The organism is Bacillus amyloliquefaciens DSM 7 = ATCC 23350, assembly GCF_000196735.1.
GTDB lineage: Bacteria > Bacillota > Bacilli > Bacillales > Bacillaceae > Bacillus > Bacillus amyloliquefaciens.
On the sequence record NC_014551.1, the window covers coordinates 3,251,183 to 3,271,538 of the forward strand.

At 49.4% G+C, this 20,356-nt stretch carries 22 protein-coding genes and 1 other RNA gene; 3 read left to right on the top strand and 20 right to left on the bottom strand.

Features of this window, described 5'->3' with window-relative positions; genetic code table 11:
- Positions 1–149: 149 nt before the first annotated feature.
- Positions 150–758: a trimeric intracellular cation channel family protein gene (locus BAMF_RS36780; protein ID WP_013353603.1), complete on the bottom strand. Its 609-nt coding sequence runs from the start codon at positions 756–758 to the stop codon at positions 150–152.
- A 225-nt stretch (positions 759–983) separates the two neighbouring features.
- On the opposite strand from BAMF_RS36780, the gene BAMF_RS36785 reads away from it, so the two are divergent.
- On the top strand, positions 984–1,784 hold the full coding sequence (locus BAMF_RS36785) for a zinc-dependent metalloprotease (protein ID WP_013353604.1): 801 nt from the start codon (positions 984–986) through the stop codon (positions 1,782–1,784).
- A 33-nt stretch (positions 1,785–1,817) separates the two neighbouring features.
- Here the strand turns inward: BAMF_RS36785 and BAMF_RS36790 are convergent, their stop codons facing one another.
- The 6 genes from BAMF_RS36790 to csoR all read right to left on the bottom strand — a co-directional run bounded on the left by BAMF_RS36790 (position 1,818) and on the right by csoR (position 8,377).
- Complete coding sequence (locus BAMF_RS36790; RefSeq protein ID WP_013353605.1) at positions 1,818–2,237, bottom strand: disulfide oxidoreductase; 420 nt, start codon at positions 2,235–2,237, stop codon at positions 1,818–1,820.
- Positions 2,227–2,898 carry a DsbA family protein gene (locus BAMF_RS36795; protein WP_013353606.1) on the bottom strand — a complete coding sequence of 224 codons (672 nt, stop codon included), beginning with the start codon at positions 2,896–2,898 and terminating at the stop codon, positions 2,227–2,229. Before BAMF_RS36795 ends, BAMF_RS36790 begins: the two co-directional genes overlap by 11 nt.
- 117 nt (positions 2,899–3,015) lie before the next feature.
- Positions 3,016–5,127, bottom strand: a complete 2,112-nt coding sequence (locus tag BAMF_RS36800; RefSeq protein ID WP_013353607.1) for a heavy metal translocating P-type ATPase — start codon at positions 5,125–5,127, stop codon at positions 3,016–3,018.
- 149 nt (positions 5,128–5,276) lie between these two features.
- Positions 5,277–7,706 carry a heavy metal translocating P-type ATPase gene (locus tag BAMF_RS36805; protein WP_041481674.1) on the bottom strand — a complete coding sequence of 810 codons (2,430 nt, stop codon included), beginning with the start codon at positions 7,704–7,706 and terminating at the stop codon, positions 5,277–5,279.
- A gap of 83 nt (positions 7,707–7,789) precedes the next feature.
- Positions 7,790–7,996, bottom strand: coding sequence for a copper chaperone CopZ (copZ, locus tag BAMF_RS36810; RefSeq protein ID WP_041481741.1), 207 nt, complete (start codon positions 7,994–7,996; stop codon positions 7,790–7,792).
- Positions 7,997–8,071: 75 nt separating this feature from the next.
- On the bottom strand, positions 8,072–8,377 hold the full coding sequence (gene csoR, locus BAMF_RS36815; protein ID WP_013353610.1) for a copper-sensing transcriptional repressor CsoR: 306 nt from the start codon (positions 8,375–8,377) through the stop codon (positions 8,072–8,074).
- 137 nt (positions 8,378–8,514) lie between these two features.
- Between csoR and BAMF_RS36820 the strand changes: the two genes are divergently transcribed.
- Positions 8,515–9,555: an oxidoreductase gene (locus BAMF_RS36820; RefSeq protein ID WP_013353611.1), complete on the top strand. Its 1,041-nt coding sequence runs from the start codon at positions 8,515–8,517 to the stop codon at positions 9,553–9,555.
- Between the two features lie 44 nt (positions 9,556–9,599).
- Here the strand turns inward: BAMF_RS36820 and azoRB are convergent, their stop codons facing one another.
- From azoRB to BAMF_RS36870, 10 genes are all read right to left on the bottom strand, one after another.
- Positions 9,600–10,235, bottom strand: coding sequence for an FMN-dependent NADH-azoreductase AzoRB (gene azoRB, locus BAMF_RS36825; protein ID WP_003151719.1), 636 nt, complete (start codon positions 10,233–10,235; stop codon positions 9,600–9,602).
- Positions 10,236–10,428: 193 nt separating this feature from the next.
- Positions 10,429–11,757, bottom strand: coding sequence for an LLM class flavin-dependent oxidoreductase (locus BAMF_RS36830; protein ID WP_013353613.1), 1,329 nt, complete (start codon positions 11,755–11,757; stop codon positions 10,429–10,431).
- The gene (locus tag BAMF_RS36835) at positions 11,754–12,041 is read right to left on the bottom strand and encodes a glutaredoxin family protein (protein WP_013353614.1); all 288 of its coding nucleotides are present in this window, start codon (positions 12,039–12,041) and stop codon (positions 11,754–11,756) included. Before BAMF_RS36835 ends, BAMF_RS36830 begins: the two co-directional genes overlap by 4 nt.
- Positions 12,042–12,043: 2 nt before the next feature.
- Positions 12,044–13,060 (bottom strand): LLM class flavin-dependent oxidoreductase, encoded by a 1,017-nt coding sequence (locus tag BAMF_RS36840; RefSeq protein WP_013353615.1) that lies wholly within the window; start codon positions 13,058–13,060, stop codon positions 12,044–12,046.
- Positions 13,057–13,836, bottom strand: a complete 780-nt coding sequence (locus tag BAMF_RS36845) for an amino acid ABC transporter ATP-binding protein (protein WP_013353616.1) — start codon at positions 13,834–13,836, stop codon at positions 13,057–13,059. The genes BAMF_RS36840 and BAMF_RS36845 overlap by 4 nt, the downstream gene beginning before the upstream one ends.
- Positions 13,833–14,540, bottom strand: a complete 708-nt coding sequence (locus tag BAMF_RS36850; protein WP_013353617.1) for an amino acid ABC transporter permease — start codon at positions 14,538–14,540, stop codon at positions 13,833–13,835. Before BAMF_RS36850 ends, BAMF_RS36845 begins: the two co-directional genes overlap by 4 nt.
- 15 nt (positions 14,541–14,555) lie before the next feature.
- Complete coding sequence (locus BAMF_RS36855) at positions 14,556–15,278, bottom strand: amino acid ABC transporter permease (RefSeq protein WP_013353618.1); 723 nt, start codon at positions 15,276–15,278, stop codon at positions 14,556–14,558.
- A gap of 22 nt (positions 15,279–15,300) precedes the next feature.
- Complete coding sequence (locus tag BAMF_RS36860) at positions 15,301–16,113, bottom strand: amino acid ABC transporter substrate-binding protein (protein WP_013353619.1); 813 nt, start codon at positions 16,111–16,113, stop codon at positions 15,301–15,303.
- A 25-nt stretch (positions 16,114–16,138) separates the two neighbouring features.
- Positions 16,139–16,948 (bottom strand): amino acid ABC transporter substrate-binding protein, encoded by an 810-nt coding sequence (locus BAMF_RS36865; protein ID WP_013353620.1) that lies wholly within the window; start codon positions 16,946–16,948, stop codon positions 16,139–16,141.
- Complete coding sequence (locus BAMF_RS36870) at positions 16,948–17,487, bottom strand: GNAT family N-acetyltransferase (protein ID WP_013353621.1); 540 nt, start codon at positions 17,485–17,487, stop codon at positions 16,948–16,950. The genes BAMF_RS36865 and BAMF_RS36870 overlap by 1 nt, the downstream gene beginning before the upstream one ends.
- A 152-nt stretch (positions 17,488–17,639) precedes the next feature.
- Here BAMF_RS36870 and BAMF_RS36875 point away from each other — a divergent pair, with 152 nt between their 5' ends.
- Positions 17,640–18,530: a LysR family transcriptional regulator gene (locus BAMF_RS36875; protein WP_013353622.1), complete on the top strand. Its 891-nt coding sequence runs from the start codon at positions 17,640–17,642 to the stop codon at positions 18,528–18,530.
- Positions 18,531–18,570: 40 nt separating this feature from the next.
- On the opposite strand, the gene BAMF_RS36880 is transcribed toward BAMF_RS36875, so the two are convergent.
- The 3 genes from BAMF_RS36880 to ssrA all read right to left on the bottom strand — a co-directional run bounded on the left by BAMF_RS36880 (position 18,571) and on the right by ssrA (position 20,218).
- Positions 18,571–19,365, bottom strand: coding sequence for an SDR family NAD(P)-dependent oxidoreductase (locus BAMF_RS36880; protein ID WP_041481675.1), 795 nt, complete (start codon positions 19,363–19,365; stop codon positions 18,571–18,573).
- A gap of 113 nt (positions 19,366–19,478) precedes the next feature.
- On the bottom strand, positions 19,479–19,781 hold the full coding sequence (locus tag BAMF_RS36885; RefSeq protein ID WP_013353624.1) for a barstar family protein: 303 nt from the start codon (positions 19,779–19,781) through the stop codon (positions 19,479–19,481).
- A 74-nt stretch (positions 19,782–19,855) separates the two neighbouring features.
- Positions 19,856–20,218: a transfer-messenger RNA gene (ssrA, locus tag BAMF_RS40985) on the bottom strand.
- Between the last annotated feature and the right edge of the window lie 138 nt (positions 20,219–20,356).

Here is a 20,356-nt window from a genome sequence, read left to right on the forward strand (position 1 = left end):
GGCACCTCCGACATCAAGCTGACAAATCCGGCTTTCTTTACACAAACATATTATTCATCATTATAGTCAAATACCCTTTTTCTTATCATATCGGGCGTCTTTTTTATCCGTTATGCAAAAAAACCGATTTCTTTTATGAAATCGGTTTTTTACTGATCTATATGATAGGAACGAATCGGCAGGCGCCACCTGAAAACATAACTGCAGATGCGGCATGCCACAAGCACTAGGAACAGCACATACAAACCTGCGGCATTCCCGGCCCAGCCGAGGCCCACGATTAATCCTCCGAGTGCGGCCCAGACTGCATAAATTTCCGACTTGAGCACAAGGGGCTTCCTGCCCGCGAGCAGATCCCGTATGATGCCGCCCCCGCTTCCGGTCAGCACCGCGGCCGCAACCACTGCACTGAGCGGATGGCCCATTTTTACGGCATACAAAGCGCCTTGGATGGCAAACGCCGAAAGCCCGATGGCATCGGATACGTTTCCCCATTTACTCCAATGTCTTAACAGCAGCTTCGGAAATAAAAAGACAATCGTAACTGATGCGAGAGCGATTTGAAAAAACGCGCCTTGCTCCCACAAGGCGGAGACCGGAACACCGATCAGCAGGTTTCGGATGGCTCCGCCGCCGAACGCTGTTACAATCCCCAAGATATACACGCCTAAAATATCATACTCCTCTTCCATCGCAACAATCGCTCCGCTGACCGCAAACGCAATGATGCCGATTACACTAAGCAGCTCCCAGGCCATTCCATATGCTCCTTTTTATTTGTTAAATTTTCTGACGACCATTAGATTTTATAATCGCTTTCTCTTAAAATCAACCTTATTTTTGAAAGATTCTGATTCCAAAATCGGGACAACTGCATTCATCATATCTGGAGGCGAGAATATTTTCCTATTTTATACTATATTAGGAGGTTTATTGGAAGTTACATTGAATACTTTCTCTTAACAAAAAAGGGGGGTTATAAGATGAAAATCAGTTCACTTGTTTTTCCAGTTTTATTGGCCGCCGGATTAATTCCCGGCCTGCCGTCAGCCGAAAACCATACGCATTCGCACACTCATGCGGAGCCGGCCAAAACGGTGTATACGGACCCGCTTCCGAAAGCCGATCATTTTAAAGATCTGAAAGGCCCGGTTCAGATTGAACAGACGGTTGATACAAAAATTCTGGATGAAAACGGTAAGCAGGTCGGCACGAAACGATTCGATGCCAATGTCAATCAGGATAAAGCCTCAACTAAAGCCAGCACGGGCTCTCAGAAGGTCAGAGTACTGGCGGTGGCGGACGCTGAATACCGCGCCAAATACAGCGACTGGCAAACGCGAATCGTCCAGATCGTGGAGCAGGCTGATGTCGCCTTCAACCGTGATCATAACATTGATTTTGTCGTACAGGCCGTGCAAGCCTGGAATTCCTCCGGCTCAAACAGTTCTCAGATTTTATCGAATCTCCAAAGCAGCTTCAGAAATCAAAATTATCATTTTGTCGTCGGTTTTACCGCAAAATCGAGTTTTGACGCCGGCGGTATCGCGTATGTATATAACGGCAAACCGAGCGGCCCGGCCTTCAGCGTGAACCTAGATCAAGGAACGGCCAACACGGCGAAAGCGGCCCAGCACGAGTTTTCCCATAATTTCGGACTTCAGCATGACGCCCAAGGCAGCGGCATCCGCTGCGTCATGAATTATGATTATGCCTATTCCGTAGATATTTGGGACAGTTCCCATAACAGACAGATTGAGACAAACAAAGCTTGGTACAGATAATAGAAAAAGAGCCGCTCCCATGGAGCAGGCTCTTTATTTTGCCGTGCGTTCCGCTTTGACAAAACACATGCAGACAATAATGAGAATAAATGCCGTCAATGCTAAGAATGGAATGGTAATAAAACCGAACCAGTTAATATATTCAGATGAGCAAGGTACGCCGTAGACGCATGGCTTGATGCCGCTGAAACCGGGCACCTTCTGCTCAAGGTAATGCATGATCGATATAAACGCACCGATGACGGCCATCGGGAGCACATATTTTTTCACGCGCGTGTCACCCTGAAAGGTGGCGATTCCTAAAATCAGGACAAGCGGGTACATGAGAATTCTTTGATACCAGCACAGCTCGCACGGTATGAATTTTCTGATCTCGCTGAAATATAGGCTGCCGAGCATGGCAACAAGAGCTATTACCCAAGAAGCATATAAAAATACGATTCTATTTTTCATTTTTCAGCTCTTTCTTAATCGTTTTTGAAATCTCCTCATAATTAGCGAAGTCTTTAATCACTTTGTCATTTACGTAAATCGTCGGTGTCGCCGTGATATTTAATTTATCATTCAGGTCAGTGTCAGCTTTCAGCTCTGTTGCGAAGGTTTCTTTATCAAGGTTTTCCTTCAGCTTGTCAGGATCAACCTTTTTCGCGGTGCTTTTGACCGTCTTTTCAAGCAATGCAGGCGTGACCCATTCCTGTTCGCTTGACGGCTGCTCTTCAAACAGCTTTTCATGGAAAGCCCAGAATGATGCCGGGTCTTCCTTCCACACCTCTTCTGAAGCAAGTGCCGCCAGACGCGAGCCGGTTCCGTGGAACATGACGTTCACAAATGAAAATTTCACGTCGCCTTTATCGATAAAATCTTTTTTGATTTTCGGAAAGATATCGCTGTTAAATACTTTGCATGACGGACATTTGTAATCTCCGAATTCAACTACCGTCACAGGCGCGCTGTCTTTGCCAAGCACGGGCTGTCCTTTAATGGAAGGCTGTTCGGCGACTGTTTCGCCCGCTTTTTCCGTTTGGTTGTTAATAATTACGATGGCCGCAAATAAAACGACAACGATTAACGTCAGAATCACCGCAAATTTCGCAGACGATTGTTTCTTTTTCACTCAGACACCTCATTGTTTTTAAAATAAAAAAGAAGCGGATGCCGGATGGCCCGCTTCTCTATTTTACCAAGACAACCTTGTTTAAGAAAACCCTGAAAAACGAATTATCTTTGACAATTATTCCGCTTTCACTCTCATGACGCGCATCGCGTTGGCAACGGCGATCAGCGTGACGCCTACATCTGAAAAGACCGCTTCCCACATGGTGGCGAATCCGAATGCGCCAAGCAGGAGAAAAATGATTTTTACGCCTAAAGCAAATCCAATATTCTGCCAGACGATCCGGCGTGTGCGGCGTGCAATCCGGATGGCTTCGGCTGCTTTTGACGGCTGGTCTGTCATCAGGACGACATCGGCCGCTTCGACGGCGGCATCAGAACCGAGAGCCCCCATGGCAGCTCCGATGTCAGCTCTGGCAAGCACAGGCGTATCGTTAATCCCATCACCGACAAACATCAGTTTTTCATTCGGTGCAAGCGCCGCTTCGAGTTCTTCGACTCGGTCTACTTTGTCTCCCGGCAGCAGTTCTGTATACACGTCATCAATACCGAGCTCGCGGCCGACCGCTTCACCGGTCTGCTTTGAATCACCCGTCAGCATCACTGTCCGTTTGACGCCGAGCGCTTTTAAACGGGCAATGGCCTGTTTGGCGTCCTCTTTGATTTCATCGGCGATCACGATCGCCCCCGCATATTGCTGATCAACGGCAACGTAAACGACGGTTCCGTTGTTTTCAGCTGTGCCGAAAGCGATTTGTTCTTTTGCCATCAGTTTTTGATTTCCGGCCAAAATCGTTGATCCGCCGGTTTTCACCCGAATGCCGTGTCCGGGTATTTCTTCATATTCTTCAATCTCCTCAGCCGCGAGCGGTTGATTGTAAGCCTCACGGATGGATGAAGCAATCGGATGATTGGAATGGACTTCGGCAAGCGCAGCCGCATGAAGCAGGCTGTCTTGCGTAAATCCTGCCGCCGGTTTGATATCAGTAACGGCGAAATTGCCTTTCGTTAAGGTTCCCGTTTTATCAAACACGGCGTATGCCACCTGATTGAGCGCTTCTAAATAGTTGCTGCCTTTCACGAGCACCCCTGCTTTAGACGCGGCTCCAATACCGCCGAAAAACCCGAGCGGAATGGAGACGACGAGTGCGCACGGACAAGAAATCACAAGGAAAATCAGCGCCCGGTACACCCAGTCGGACAGCGCGGCTGACGGCACGAAAAGCGGCGGTAAAAAGGCGAGAAGCACCGCGACAATGACAACGGCCGGTGTATAGTACTTGGCAAACTTCGTAATAAAGTTTTCCGTTTTCGCTTTGCGTCCGGCCGCATTTTCGACCAGATCCAATATTTTTGATACGGCGGAGTCTTCATATCCTTTAGAGGTTTCAATATGAAGCACGCCGTTCTGGTTCATAAATCCGGCCATCACATCTTGGCCCGGCTCCGCTTTTCTCGGCACGGATTCGCCCGTTAAAGCGGATGTATCAACCATCGATGAGCCGCTCAGCACCTTTCCGTCCAGCGGAATCCGTTCTCCGGGATTCACGACGATGACCTGTCCGACTTTGACCTCCTGCGGCGGAACGGCAGTCATGCCGTTTTCCGTTTTCACATTGGCGTACTCAGGACGGATGTCCAATAACGCGCTGATCGATTTTCTGGATCGGCTGACGGCCGCCCCCTGAAACAATTCACCGATTTGGTAGAACAGCATGACCGCGACGCCTTCCGGATACTGATGAATGATAAATGCGCCGATTGTCGCAAGCGCCATCAGAAAATGCTCATCAAATACCTGGCCGCGGACAATATTTTTCCCCGCTCTGGCTACGATATCGCCGCCGATGATCAAATATGAAGCAAAAAAGAGCAGAAACTCAAGGACGGCGCCTGTGTGCGCGAAGTAAGCGATGACGGCCAAAACGGCGCCCGCCGCCAATCTCACTAGCATCAGCTGCAGCTTTTTGCGGTATTCATCCTCGCCAGGTTTGTCTTCATGCTTCGAACGGACGGTCACATGAGGATCAATGGACTTTACTTTTTTTGCAACTTCATCTTTCATCCATTGCTCATCTTTGCCCCCGGCCGAAACTGTAATGGTGCTTGCCGCAAAATTGACAGCACAGCCGTCGATGCCGTCAATGGCTTTTACGCCGTTTTCTATTTTTTTTGCACAGTTGCTGCAATCAAGTCCGTCTAACACAAATTCACCTTTTGCCGCTTTCATTTTCGACTCACCCTACTTTCCGTAATAGGATTCCCATAATATCAATGCAGCTAAACGAAATTATATATATGAGCATATGTTCATATAGTTGTTTTCTATATTATATGCAAGTTTTGAATAAAGTGTCAATAAAAAAGACAAAACCGGCATCAGCCGATTTTGTCTTTTTTCACCTTCTGTAAACGCAAAGCATTAAGGACGACCGATACCGAGCTGAACGCCATGGCGGCGCCTGCCACCCACGGAGCCAGAAAGCCGGCTGCCGCAATCGGAATGCCTATGGTGTTGTAGCCCAATGCCCATCCTAAATTCTGCTTGATGTTTCTCATAGTCAGCCTGCTCATGCCGATGGCGTCGGCAATGCCGTTCAGGTCTCCGCGAATCAGCGTAATGTCCGCTGCTTCCATTGCGATATCGGTGCCGGTGCCGATGGCCATCCCGATATCGGCCACAGCCAGCGCCGGAGCATCATTGATGCCGTCGCCGACCATTGCCACGCGCCGGCCTTCTTTTTGCAGCCGGGAAATCTCCGCTGCCTTTTGTTCGGGAAGCACTTCGGCAATCACGCTGCCGATGCCTGCGGCTTTAGCAATGGCTTCCGCCGTCTTTTGGTTGTCACCGGTCATCATGATGACGTCAAGGCCCATATCCTTCAGGCGTTTCACCGCAGCCTGAGATGTTTCTTTGATCGTATCGGCGACTGCGATAAGCCCCGCCGCTTTGCCGTCTGCCTTAATGAGCATCACCGTTTTTCCTTCCGCCTCCAAGCGGGTCATGTGCGGAAGCAATGCTTCATGTTCAATGTGTTCCGATTCCATCAGCCGTCTTGATCCGGCAAGAATCGTTTTCCCGTCAGCCTCTGCATAGATTCCGGAACCGATCCGGGCTTGGAAACGGGTTAGTTTCGGAATGGAAATCCCGCGTTTTTCGGCTCCTGAAACGATGGCTTCTCCAAGCGGGTGCTCCGATCCCGCTTCAGCGGCGGCCGCAAGCCGCAGGAGCTCCTCTTCGTTCATTCCCGCTGCCGGTACGGCGTCTGTCAGCACCGGTCTGCCGTTTGTCACCGTTCCGGTTTTATCCAGTACGATTGTCGTCAGACGCTGGGTCTTTTCTAAGTGCTCTCCGCCTTTAAAGAGAATGCCGAATTCAGCTGCGCGGCCGGAGCCCGCCATAATGCTCGTCGGAGTGGCGAGCCCGAGTGCGCACGGACAGGCAATGACAAGCACGGCGATGAATTTGCCGATCGCTTCAGAAAACTGTCCCGGAGACGCCCATACATACCAAATGAGAAAAGTCATCACGGCCAATCCCAGCACAATCGGGACGAAAATGCCTGAAATGTGATCCGCGAGCCGCTGAATGGGCGCTTTTGATCCTTGGGCTTCTTCCACGATTTTAATAATGTGTGCAAGCGCGGTATCTTTCCCGACATTCACCGCTCTGATTTTGAGAAAGCCATTTGCATTGATCGTCGCCCCAGTGACGGTGCTCCCCGGAGACTTATCTGCAGGCATGCTTTCTCCCGTAATCATCGATTCATCAATCGCGGAATGGCCTTCAATCACTTCGCCATCGACAGGAACGCGTTCTCCCGGTTTCACGTATACGATGTCCCCCGTCCGGACCTCGTCAATCGGAATCACCTGTACCTTCCCTTCCCGCTCGACCGCCGCCGTCCTCGCCTGAAGCTTCATTAACTTTTTAATCGCTTCTGATGAGCGGCCTTTTGCTTTCATCTCTAAAAGCTTTCCAAGCAAAATCAAAGTCAGCAAAATGGCGCTCGTTTCATAATAAAGCCCCTCGGCATGGCCGTTTCGCCCGAGAGACGCAATCGTCATGTACAGGCTGTACGCGTAAGCGGCCGTCGTTCCGAGGGCAACGAGAACATCCATATTGGCGCTTTTATTTCTAAGCGCCTTGTACGCTCCCGTATAAAAAGGCCAGCCGATGACGAGCTGCACCGGGGTGGCAAGCGCGAATTGCAGCCACGGATTCATCAGGATATCCGGCATCCAGATAAAAGAAGTAAAAGAAAAATGGCTGACCATCGACCATAGAAGCGGAAAGGAGAGAACGGCAGAAAATATCAGCCTGATCAGCTGTTTACGCTGTTCTTTTTCCTTTTGAGATAATCCGCCGTCTTGGCCGTCCGCTTCCTTATCTTCTAATCGATAGCCGAGTTTTGCCACGGTCTCTTTCAGTTCTTTCGGTGTCACTTCTTTAGGGTTGTATTCAACGGAGACCGTTTCAAGGGCGAAATTCACCGGCGCGCCCACAACGCCCTCTATTTTGTTCAGGCGCTTTTCAATCCGATTGGCGCAGGCGGCGCACGTCATGCCTTCAATCTGAAAATCGGCTTTTTCCGTCACGACGTGATAGCCGAGTTTTCCAATTTTATCCTTTACGGCGCCAGCTTCGATTTTGTCAGGCTGATAGGAAATATTTGAGGTCTCAAGCGCAAGATTGACGGAAGCGTCATTGACGCCGTCCATCCGTTTCAGTCCTTTTTCAATTCTTGAAGCGCAGGCGGCGCATGTCATGCCTCCCACTTGAATAGTCATTTCTTTTGGTTCACTCAATGCCCTCACCTCTTCTCACAAACCCCCAGGGGGTATCATTTTCATAAAAGAAAACCGCGCCCGTTCCCGAAGCGCGATAAACCTTATACGACGTCATAACCTTGATCTTCAATCGCGTCTTTTATATCTGATACGGAGACTTTGTTCTCATCAAACGTCACATCCACCTGTCCGGCTTCCAATTTCACCTGAACCTCCGTCACTCCGTTCAGTTCTCCTACTCCGGTCTCTACTGCTTTGACGCAGTGCTGACAGGACATGCCTTCGACTTGCAGTGTTTTTTGTTCCATGATGATTCCCTCCACGTCTTGTTTTTTCTTCTTCATGTTACCATACCCCTGTAGGGTATTTCAAAACATTTTATTTCATGATTTCGCGATTTTTTTCACGACATCCAGCAGCTCGGCAATCGCCTGCTCCCCGTTTCCGCTCTCAATGGCGCCGGCTACGCAGTGATGGGCGTGATCTTCCAGCAGATGAAACGCGACTTTTTGCATGGCCGCCTGAACGGCTGAAATCTGCACGAGAATATCCACGCAATATCGTTCGTTTTCCACCATGTTCTGAATGCCCCTGACTTGGCCTTCAATCCGTTTCAGCCGGTTCAGAATCTGGTCTTTTTCCTTGGCGCTTTTATGATTTAACGATTGATGTTCGGTATGTTTGTCCATTTTCCACCTCGTTTTTTTCTTCGTTATCTTTATTATACAGACTTGAAAAACCGGTGTAAAAAATTTTCAACACACAAGTTTTACCAGTACACCCGCGGGGTATATATTGTTATCACATATCAAGAGGGGGAAGTTCATTGAAAACGATACAGGTTGGCATATTGGGATATGGTCTGTCGGGGAAAGTCTTTCATGCGCCGCTTTTGGACGTCCTTGATGATTATCAGATCAAAAAAGTCATGACCTCCAGAACGGATGAGGTCAAACGTGATCTGCCGGGGGCTGAAGCCGTGCGCAAGATTGAAGACATCACCGGTGACCCTGATATTGATCTCGTCATCGTTACGACACCGAGCGGAATGCATTATGAATCAGCGATGAAATGTCTCCTTGCGGGGAAACACACCGTCGTGGAAAAGCCGATGACGGCGACTTCAGCAGAAGCGGAGGAGCTGAGAAGAACGGCTGAAAATAAAGGCGTCTTGCTTAGCGTGTATCACAACCGGCGCTGGGACAATGACTTTTTAACGATTCAAAAGCTGATTCGGGACGGGGCGCTTCAAGACATTCATACATATCAAGTCAACTACGATCTATACAACCCGGTTGTACAAGAAAGATGGCGCGAAAAAAGCGGACCCGCCACGGGAACACTGTATGATCTCGGTTCACATATTATTGACCAGACACTCCTGCTTTTCGGAATGCCGGAATCCGTCACCGCACATGTGATGAAACAGCGGGACAACAGTGAAACGGCCGATTGGTTTCTGGCCGCCCTCCATTACGGCAAGCTTCAGGTTATTCTTCAATCCGGCTCCATGAATGCGGCAAGCGGCCCGCGCTATCAGATTCACGGACGGAATGCAAGCTTTATCAAATACGGAAAGGACGGACAGGAAGCTGCGCTTTCAGCCGGCCAAAAGCCGATTGACGAGAACTGGGGCGCCGATGACCCTGACAGCTTCGGTGAGCTGACAACCGCAGCGGATGAAAAAAGACATACAGAAACAATCCCCTCTGAGAACGGATCTTACCTTACGTACTACAAACGGCTGGCAGACAGCATCTTAAACGGAAAACCGCTTCCTGTTACGGCGGAAGAAGGCATCGATGTCATCCGTGTCATTGAAGCGGTGATGAAAAGCAGCGAACAAAAACGGACGATTGCCCTTTAATATAAAAAACCCCCCAGCCGTATCAGCTGGGAGGTTTTTTTAGATTAGAATGATTTTCCGGCTTCTTTCGCGCGGGCAATCGCATCTTCTTTAATTTGCTGTGCTTTATTCGGTTCAGCATTATGGCCTTCAACGATTAAACCGTCAAAAGAAGGAACGCCGAAGAAGTTCATCATGATGCCGATGTAACGGTGGCCCATTTCCATGTCAGCCGCCGGGCCTTCAGAGTAATAGCCTCCGCGCGCCTGAATGTGGAGCGCTTTTTTGTCTGTCAACAGACCGATCGGGCCTTGTTCTGTATATTTGAATGATTTTCCGGCTACAGCTACAGAATCAAGGTACGCTTTCATAACAGGCGGGAATGAGAAGTTCCAAAGCGGTGTAACGAATACGTATTTGTCAGCAGATGCGAATTGATCGCTCAGCTCGTTCAGACGGCCGACTTTCGCTTTTTCATTTTCAGAAAGCTCTTCAAAACCTGTGCCGGATTGAAGTTTTCCCCAGCCGCTGAATACATCCGCGTCGATATGAGGAATGTTTTCTTTGTAAAGGTCGATATGTACAACCTCATCATTCGGGTTTGATTCTTTATAAGAATCGATAAACGCTTTTCCTGTCGCCATGCTGTAAGATGTCTTTTCATCATGAGGATGAGCAGTGATATAAAGTACTTTTGCCATTGTAAACAGCCCTTTCGTTTTCAGATTACACACATATTTATTATGAAATATGAATGTTTTTTATACTGATCAGTTCTGTAATAATTATAGTTACAAAAAAATCTTTTAGCAACAATAATATCTCGAAATCAGTATATTTTTTTTGAAATGCTTTAATGACGGGGGTTGGAAGCAGCAGAAAAAGCAGAAACATTTAGTTTCTGCTCAAAATCGGATTTGGTTTGCAGACCGGAATATCCAATCCGAGATTCCCCCGCAGTGTATCCGCCGGATAGCTTTTTCGGTACAGCCCCTTTTCCTGAAGGATCGGTATGACATGATCCACAAAGGCTTCAAGTGTGCCCGGGATGTCAGATTGAATGATAAAGCCGTCCGCGGCCTCTGCCTGAAACCATGTTTCAATTAACGACGCCACCCCTTCCGGTGTGCCGATAAAGAGGGTTCGCGGAAACGCGGCTTCGCGCGCCACTTGACGCAGCGTAAGATTCCGGGCTTTCGCATCTCTTTTGATGCGGTCTGTCGTGCTTTGAAACGCGTTTTTCCCGATGTCGCCCAAATCAGGGAACGGCTCATCCAGCGGAAAACGGCTCAGATCATAATCGTCAAAAAATCTGGCCACATATTTAACGGCGTTCTCTATCGGAATCAGCTCGGCGAATTCCTGATATTTCGCTTCCGCTTCTTCTTGTGAGCCGGCTATAATCGGACTGATTCCCGGAAAGATCCGCAGTTTGGAAGCGTCCCGGCCGTAATCCGCCGCCCGCTTCTTCACATCATCATAAAAAGCTTTCGTTTCCTCAAGTGAATTGGAGTGCGTAAAGACTGCATCGGCATTCCGCGCGGCAAACGACCGGCCGGTTTCTGAAGACCCCGCTTGGAAAACGACCGGCTCTCCCTGTTTGGACCGGCCGATATTCAGCGGGCCCTCCACTTGAAAATACTCGCCTTTGTGATACAGACGATGCAGTTTGTCAGGATCAAAAAACTGTCCGGTTTCTTTGTTGCGGACGAAGGCATCTTCTTCCCAGGAATTCCACAGACCGCGCACCACGTCCACATGTTCTTGGGCGATGGCGTAACGCCGGCTGTGGTCGGGAAGGCTTTCCTTGCTGTGATTGCGCGCAGCCCCCGCCTGCGGAGAAGTGACGAGATTCCAGCCCGCCCGGCCGCCGCTGATATGGTCAAGAGACATGAGCTGTCTTGCGATGGTGAACGGCTCAGTGAACGATGTGGAAAATGTGCCGATTAAACCAAGATGGGTTGTAGAAGCGGCAAGCGCCGATAAAATGGTGATCGGCTCAAACCGATTTAAGAAATGCGGGATGGACTTTTCAGAAATGAACAAGCCGTCCGCAATAAAAGCAAAGCTGAACAGCCCTCTTTCAGCGGTCTGCGCTTTTTGCCTGTAAAACGCCGCATTCGTGCTTGCTGACGGATCGACGTCGGGATGACGCCACCCGTCCGTTGTACCGCCGACACCGTGAATCATGGCTCCGAATTGAATAAGATCCGTCCGGCTCATTTTCTCTCCCCCTTTTTCCCCTCGTAATCGGCAAGCGCCCGTTCTACGTGTTCAATGCCGACTTGAGTAACGGCCTGATACACCCGCCTGTCACCGCTGCCGATTTCAACGACGGGGACATGGCGGATGCCGTACTTAGTCTGAAGCACGTCACGCAATTCATCCCGCTCCGTCACATCAATTGTTTCGTACGCAATGGCCTTTTCCCGCAAATATCCTTTCACTTCATCGCAATACGCACAGCCCTTTTTGCTCCAAACCACTACATTTGCTTCATGACTCATGTTCATCCCTCCTGTAATTGTGCGGCCGGCTGCACCGCTTCACTTAACAGCCGATAAGACAGCCGTTTTTCTTCAGCATTTTTGATAGGCGACAAAATCACAAAATCGGTAATGCTGTATTGAACCGATAACCGTCTCAGCTCGGAAGCGATCTCTTGTTTTGTCCCGGCAATCACACCCGTCTTTTGTGTGATCAGCTTATATGGCTGCGTAACTTGTTCAAGAAACGCATCCGCTTGTTTTCGGGAAGCGACATTCACCTTTTTGCCGTCTTCGAGAATGATTTTGACCGATTCACGCGATACGACGTGTTTTTCCGCTTCCGCTTTTGTATGCGCGGTAAAGACCATCGGCGCAAGGTGGAATTCCGCTTTTGCCCCTTTCGGCAGATGTTCGTCAAAGGCTTGGCGCGCTTTTTCTAACGCAGCGTCTTCACCGTTTATGAAATAGGCGAAAACGAAGGAAATGCCGAGTTTGGCCGCTGTGATCGCGCTTTCTGTGCTGCCGCCGAGCAAAAAGATGTCAGGCGCATACTCAGTATGCGGAGCCGGCCGCAATGACGCGTAGCGATGCGAGTCCGGAAAATCATTGCGGATGAAATGAGTCAGCTCCTCAAGCTTTTCTTCAAATAAACGGGCGGGCTGAATAAGCTCGCGCTGCAGCGCATCGGTTGACAGCTGAAATCCGCCGGGCGCTTTGCCGACACCGAGCGCTATACGGCCGGGGGCAAGGGCGGACAAAACCCGGAACTGCTCCGCCACTTTATAAGGGCTGTAATGCTGCAGCATCACCCCGCCGGATGCGAGGCGGATTTTTTTCGTACTGGAGGCCAGATACCCCAGGACAATTTCCGGTGCTGATCCCGCTATCTCTTCATTGTTATGATGCTCCGCCGCCCAGAAACGGTCATATCCGTATTGTTCGGCCTCTTGAGCCAATCTCACCGTTTGCCGCAAAGCTTCTTCTGCGGTTTGGTTTTCCGCGGTGACACTTTGGTCTAAAATGCTTAAACGAATCATACGACAGGCTCCTTTATGTGTTCTTTTATGTCATAACCGTAATCAGGAAGAACGCGGCGGAGGAACTTCTTCGTTCTTTCTTTTTTCGTCTTGTAAAAGACCTCTTCAGGCGTTCCTTGTTCCACGATTGCTCCTTCTTCCATAAACACAATTTGGTCGGACACTCTTCTGGCGAATTCCATTTCATGAGTAACAATGATCATGGTGGCGCGGGTCCGCACAATGTTAAGCATCACCTCAAGCACTTCGCCGACAAGCTCCGGATCGAGGGCTGCGGTCGGTTCATCAAACAGCATCACATCAGGATGAATGGCAAGCGCCCTGGCAATTCCGACCCGCTGCTTTTGGCCTCCCGACAGCTGATTCGGATAGGCGTGCAATTTGTCCTGAAGCCCCACCTTGGCCAGTTCACGCTCCGCAATGGCGTACGCATCTGTTTTTTTCATTTTCCTTGCGACCGTCAGGCCTTCCATGACTTTTTGAATTGCCGTTTTATGCGAAAACAAATGATATTGCTGAAAAACCATCGCCGTCTGTTTCCTCAATCTAAGAATGTCTTTTTTGGCCGGCTTTTTGCAGTTAATGACTTCACCATGTACGGAAATGGCGCCCTCATCCGGCCGCTCAAGTAAATTAAGGCAGCGCAGAAACGTTGTTTTCCCCGAGCCGCTCGGACCGATGATGGTCACGACTTCCCCTTTCCGGACACTTAAATTGATCCCTTTTAGCACGTGATGACTGCCAAAGTGTTTCTGAATGTTTCGGATTTCGATCATACTGCGCCTCCTTGATATCTGGCCGCTCTTTTTTCCGCCAAAGTGTTTACGGCCTCGAGAATCAGCGTTAATCCCCAATAGATGACGGCCGCCCCGATAAATGCTTCCAAAAACGCATAGTTATCGGATGCCGCAATCGTCGCCGTTCCTGTAATTTCAGGCACTGCAACGATTGCCGCGATTGAAGTGGTATGCAAAAAACCGATGCCTATGTTGGTGAAATTCGGCAGTGATATCATGAACGCCTGCGGCAGAATCACGCGCCGAATCATCTGGCCCCGTGTCAGGCCGATTGAATAAGCCGCTTCCGCCTGCCCCGTATCGACGGCCATGATCCCTGATCGGAGAATTTCCGTCATATAGGCGCCTGCCGTTAATGACAGTGCCATGATGACAAACACGGCGACCGGAATCTGATTGGCCGACCAGCCGAGATGAAAGGTGCGGCTGAAATGATCGGCAATCAGCGGAACGCCTAAATAAATCAGCATAATATGGAGAATCGCCGGGGTGCTTCGAAAAAAAGACACGTAAAACGCTGAGAAGGCAAGCAGCCATTTGATGCGGAATATACGCACCGTGATATTGCCGAGAGCTATGAAAAATCCGGCAATAATCGGAATGACCGTCATTGCCAGTGTAAGCGGAACGGTTTTCATCATTTGTTTTATCGCAGTGCCGATAAACGGAATGTCCAGCTCCAATGTTCTCCCTCCTTTTCAGCTGTGCGCGCTCATGTCAAAAACCGTCACAAGGCGCGTCTCATCTTTCTTGATTCGTTTTTCACACCATCTGAAGACACATTCAAATAAAAGGGCGGCCGCGTAATACAAAACAGAAAGCGAGATATACACTTCAAGAGAATGATTGCTCGACGTTATCAATGTCTGACCTCTGCCCGACATATCCATCACTCCGATTGAAAAAGCGAGTGACGTATCTTTTAAAAAACCGATCACCATATTCCCGATGTTAGGAAAAGCCTGCACGAGCGCCTGCGGCAGAATGATGCGCCGGAATGTCTGCACCCCGTTCAGCCCGATGCTGAACGCCGCCTCCGCCTGTCCGCGGTCGACACTGTTCACACCTCCCCTGATGATTTCCGCCGCTCTAGCCGCGCTGCTCAGCACGTACGTGGCGATGGCCGCATACAAAGGGTCCATTTTGGAAGTGTCAATTCCGGCGAGCGCCGTGAGCGCCGGAATGCCGTAAAATACAATAAACAACTGCACCATAATGGGCGTTCCTCTGAAAAAAGAGATATACAGCTTCGCGATCTGATTCAGCACGGGAATGCGATAGATGCGGGGCAGGGCCAAAAGCAGCCCCAATAGAAAGCCGAACAGCAAAGACACCGCCAATATATACAGCGTGATGGGCAAATACCCGAGCAATGTCGGCACAAAGGATTCGATCATACTGATATCAAACGCTTTTTCCATTGCCGATCCCTCTCTTTTTCACTTAATATTGCTCCTTTGAATAATCCGCGCCGAGCCACTTTTCACTCAGCTTTTTGAGCGTGCCGTCATCAATGATTTCCTTGAGCGCTTTATCAATGTCATCACTCAGCGTTTGCTCATTTTTGTTAAACATAAAGAACACTTTGGCATTTGACAGCACCCCGCCGACCGTTTTTTCTTTGACCGTGCTCGTTTTGTTTTGGAAATCGACAGCAAACGGCGTGGAAATCGTTGCATCGGCGCGGCCGGATTTCAGCTGGTTGGCCGCATCGTTTGAACCTTGGCCGGCATAGGCGATTTCAAACGGACTGCCGTGTTTTTCATTCCATTTCTTCAGCACAAGCGCGCCGTTTGACGTCGGACTCGTAATGACCCGCTTTCCTTTCAAGTCATCAATGCCGTGAATGTTCCCGTTCTCTTGGAGCACCGTGATTTTCAGCGGGAAGTTGTTATACGCGACTTGATTGAACAGAAACTTTTTCTCCCGTTCGGCGCTTTTCTCCATTTGATGAGCCACGATATCGACTTTATGCTGGCCGAGGCTGACAAGCAAATTGGAGAAATCCATCGTTTTAAAAGTGAAACGATAGTCCGGCAGGCGCCTGTCAAGCTCTTTCACCAGCTCAACATCATAGCCCGTCAATTTTCCTTTATCATCAATAAAGCAAATATTCGGAAATTGAGTTCCAGTGCCGACCGTGATGTTCTTCACGTTTTTCTGATTGCCTGATGCCGCCTCTCCGCCCGCGCCGCAGGCTGATAACGCCGCCATTGCGGCAATTGTTAATGACATGACCGCCAGTTTTATTTTCATGTGATCGCCCCGTTTTCTGCTTCAATTATTTCGTGAAACTTGATTTTGAATAATCCGCGCCGAGCCATTTTTCACTCAGCCTTTTCAATGTACCGTCCTTCTCAAGCTTTTGAATCGCCCGATCCGTATCGTCCGCCAGGGTTTGGCTGTTTTTATTGAACATAAAATACACTTCTGTATCCAGCAGCACATCACCGACCGTCTTTTGTTTGAACGCGTGCGTCTTATTTTGAAAATCGACGGCAAACGGCGTAGATACGGTGGCGTCAGCGCGTCCTGTCTCAATTTGGTTCGCTGTATCATTGCTGCCCTGCCCGGCGTATTTCAAATGTATCGGGCTGCCGTGGGCTTTGTTGTATGCCGTCATATAATCCGCCGCGTTTGACGTCGCGCCGACGATGACGGTTTTTCCTTTTAAATCCCGGAGCGTGTGTATCGCGGCATTATCCGCCTTCACCGTGATGTACATCGGCGAGTAGTTATACGGGATTTTGTGATACAAAAAGCGTTTCTCCCGTTCCTTGTTTTTCGCCATATTGTGCGCGATCACGTCAATTTTCCGGTTTCCGAGACTTGTGAGCAGATTCGAAAAATCCATCGTCTTAAAGACAAATTTGTATTGCGGCAGCTGTTTATCAATGGCTTTCATCACTTCAATGTCATAGCCGGTCAGTTCGCCTTTTTCATCCATAAAAGCAATGTTCGGAAAATCAGTTCCCGTGCCGACAATGACGGTCTGCACGCCGCTCCCCGCTTTCGTGCTTTCTCCTTGTCCGCACCCGGCCAGCGCGCCGAGCAGCAGAAGCAGACAGCCGGCTCTGATCCGCTTTTTCATTATTGCGCCCAGGTCGGTGTGCCTAACAGCGACGCGTCAAACCGCTCCGGTATGAGCACCTTTCTCATCATGACCCCGATGTCTCCGTCTTTCTCCTGCTCAAAATACACTTCATAGCCCCTCCGTCTGTACATATCCAATAGCCAGGGATGCTTGCGCGCCGAGGTGCCGAGCGTGATGGCCGGGGCCTTCAGCGTATCCCGCAGCACGTGTTCCTCCACATAAGTCAAAAGTTTGCTGCCGATGCCCTGCCCCTTCAGCTCAGGAAGCGTCGCAAACCACCAGACAAACGGATATTTTGACGGAGGTGTGTCACTCTCCCACGGAAAACGGATCGTAATGGTTGAAAGAAGCCGTCCGTCCCGTTCCAGCACGACGGCTGAATGATTTTCAATATTTTCTGTTACCATATCAAGGTCAGCCCGCGCCGACGGCCAGTCAATCTCCAAATTGCGGATCGGCTGAAACGCGCTGTACAGCAGTTCTAAAAACTCGGGCGCATCCTTTTTCTCAGCCAATCGAAATATGTCTTCACTCATTCCGTTCACTCTCCCCCGCAAATATATATAATTCCAATTTGTTTACTGAGCTTTGATTGTTTATACTATAAAGCAAACTGATTTGTTTGACTAATCAAAAAAATTAAAGGGAAAGTTCAAGAAAATTAATGAACAGCCGGGAGGGGATTTCGTTGGAATTACGCACCATTAAAACGTTTCATACCATCGTACAGTCAGGCAGCTTTTATAAGGCCGCCGAAATTCTGAACTATTCACAGCCGACGATTTCAATGCGGATTAAACAGCTGGAGCAGGATGTAGGCGCGCAGCTTTTTGAACGGGGAAAGAAGCTGAAACTGACAAGAGCGGGACGGCTGTTTCATGAGCGGGCCGGGCAGCTTCTCGCACAGTATGAGGTGCTTGACCATACTCTGGCCGATATCAGACAGGGCCAGGCCGGCCTTATTCAGATCGGCATATCCGAACCGACGGCAAGCCTGATCTTCCCTGCCGTGCTGCGGGGTTTCTTAAATGATTATCCGGACATGTCGGTCAATGTCAGCGTGGACGACGCCAATACATGCAGCCGCAAACTGCTGGAGGGTACCATTGATTTTGCAGTATGCGGCGAGCCGGAGCTGATTCTGGAAAATTACTTCGATCCGTTTTTCCATGACTCGCTCAATGTCATCGTGTCCGACAGACATCCCCTTGCAGCCAAAACAAGTATCAATCTCGAAGACTTAGAAAATGAATGCCTGATTTTCACGCCCGCCAACTGCCCGATCCGGATTCAAATTGAACAGCACCTGCAGCGGGCCATCGGCAGCCGCTATCGAAAAATGGAGCTGACCAGCAGCATGGCTCACCAATATTATGTCAGGGAAAATATCGGCGTCTCGATCTTTACGGCGACGGCGCACTCAGAGCCGATCGGAGGCACGAAGGTCATTCCGATCCGTAACTTAACGATTTCACCGCCGGTCGGGCTGTTGACAAACCAAAAAGAAGAGCATTTTGACTCCGCCACAAAAGATTTAATCAGCAGGATCATCAGCCGGTTTCAACGTGATCCGCATTAAAAAACCCCCGCCACTTTGCGGGGGTTTTTGTATATTCATCTTATATAATGCTCCGCACTAAGCCGCCGTCGATCCGCAAAGCAGATCCGTTAATGGCTGACGACAGCGGGCTGCTTAAAAAGGCGACAAAATGGGCGATCTCCTCCGGACGGATCAATCGCTGAATGATCGACGTCGGACGATTTTCCTTCATAAATCGTCTCTCCGCTTCAGCCACTGTCAGGTTTTCACCGGGATAAAGCGACTCCAGCATCGTTTCGACGCCCTCTGTTTTCGTGGAGCCCGGCATGACCGTATTCACCGTCACATTCGTCCCTTCCGTGAGCTCGGCCAGACTGCGTGACAGCGACAGCTGCGTCGTTTTCGTGGCGCTGTAATGGGCCATTTCCTGAGAAGGCATGACGGCCGCTTCACTCGCGATAAAAATCACCCGCCCTTCCTTCCGTTCAATCATCCGCTTTGCATACCGGCGTGTCAGCCGCACGCCGCTCATGATATTCACCTCGAAAAACCGGAGCCACTCCTCGTCAGGAATATCAAAATATTCCGCGGGTTCAAAGATTCCTAAATTGTTCACGAGAATATCCACATCAGGATACTGCTGAAAAATCTCGCCGCATCCTTCCGCCGTGCCTAAATCGAAGGCGGCCGGGTAGAGACGGGCATCCGGCGTCTGTTTCTCTAATTCCCGAATTGTTTCGTTTACCTTTTCTTCACGGCGGCCGTTAATGATCACCGCCGCACCTTCCGCAATCAGAGAAGCCGCAATCGCCTTCCCGATGCCTGACGTCGATCCCGTCACAAGCGCCGTCTTCCCTTTCAACTGCAAATCCATCATCCATTCCTCCCTATCACAAGTTCTTCTTATATATGGTCAGAAATCGAAAGCCTGAAACCTTCCGTCCCTATTATCGGATAGAAAAATGGATGAGGGGAAGTACGCACTTTTTAGTGCCTGTCCGTTGTCCCGGCTGACGGCTGCTCAATTTGAATGAAAAATTCACCATCTAACTCTTCCTGAGCCTTTTTTAATATCCTTAATACATCATCAGCATCCGAACCCAATTCCTTCTGACTGGTCTCAAAATTCTTCCACACCAAAGTCAGTGGAAATTCTATCCAGCCTGTCAGACAATCCCATAAGGCATTCAGATTTTCACCATAATAGTCCGGGAAATCTAATTCATCTTTTAAGATTCGGTGTAAAACTTCTATACTTGTAACATCTTTTCCGTCTATGATAACTTTCATATCAATTGCTCCTTTATTTCAGCATGAAAAAACCGCAGTGCGGTCATATGACGGCACTGCGGTTTTTGTGTTATGTATGGAGACGGTGGGAGTCGAACCCACGTCCAGAAACATCGATTACTTAAGCGTCTACGAGCGTAGCCTGCATATTTCGTGTTTCACTCGTCTTCGTGCCTGCGGGCGGGCCTTCCGAGAGCTAGTCTGTCAGTCTCTTCTTACGTTCTCAGACGGGAACGCAAGCGTAGCCTACTTAGATGTGCTCTTCACGGACACATAGGCAATGTCAGGAAGAGCTCGCTGCGTTTATTAGGCAGCTAGTGCTAAGTTTTGGTTAAAACTTTTAGTTTTGCCAGTTATATTTAGGTGCGTGTTAACGAGATCGCCTCTCGGCTCGCAGCTCAAGCTCGATCCATCCCTGTCGAATCCGTAACGTCCCCTTGTTAAGGGTATACGGGAGATCTATCAAGCTCTTGCGCAACTGGCTGTACTGTTATTATATCATGACCACAGACAAATTCAATTGGGAATTACTTCAATAAACAGCCTGTGAATCTGATGTGTGAACAGTATAGCAT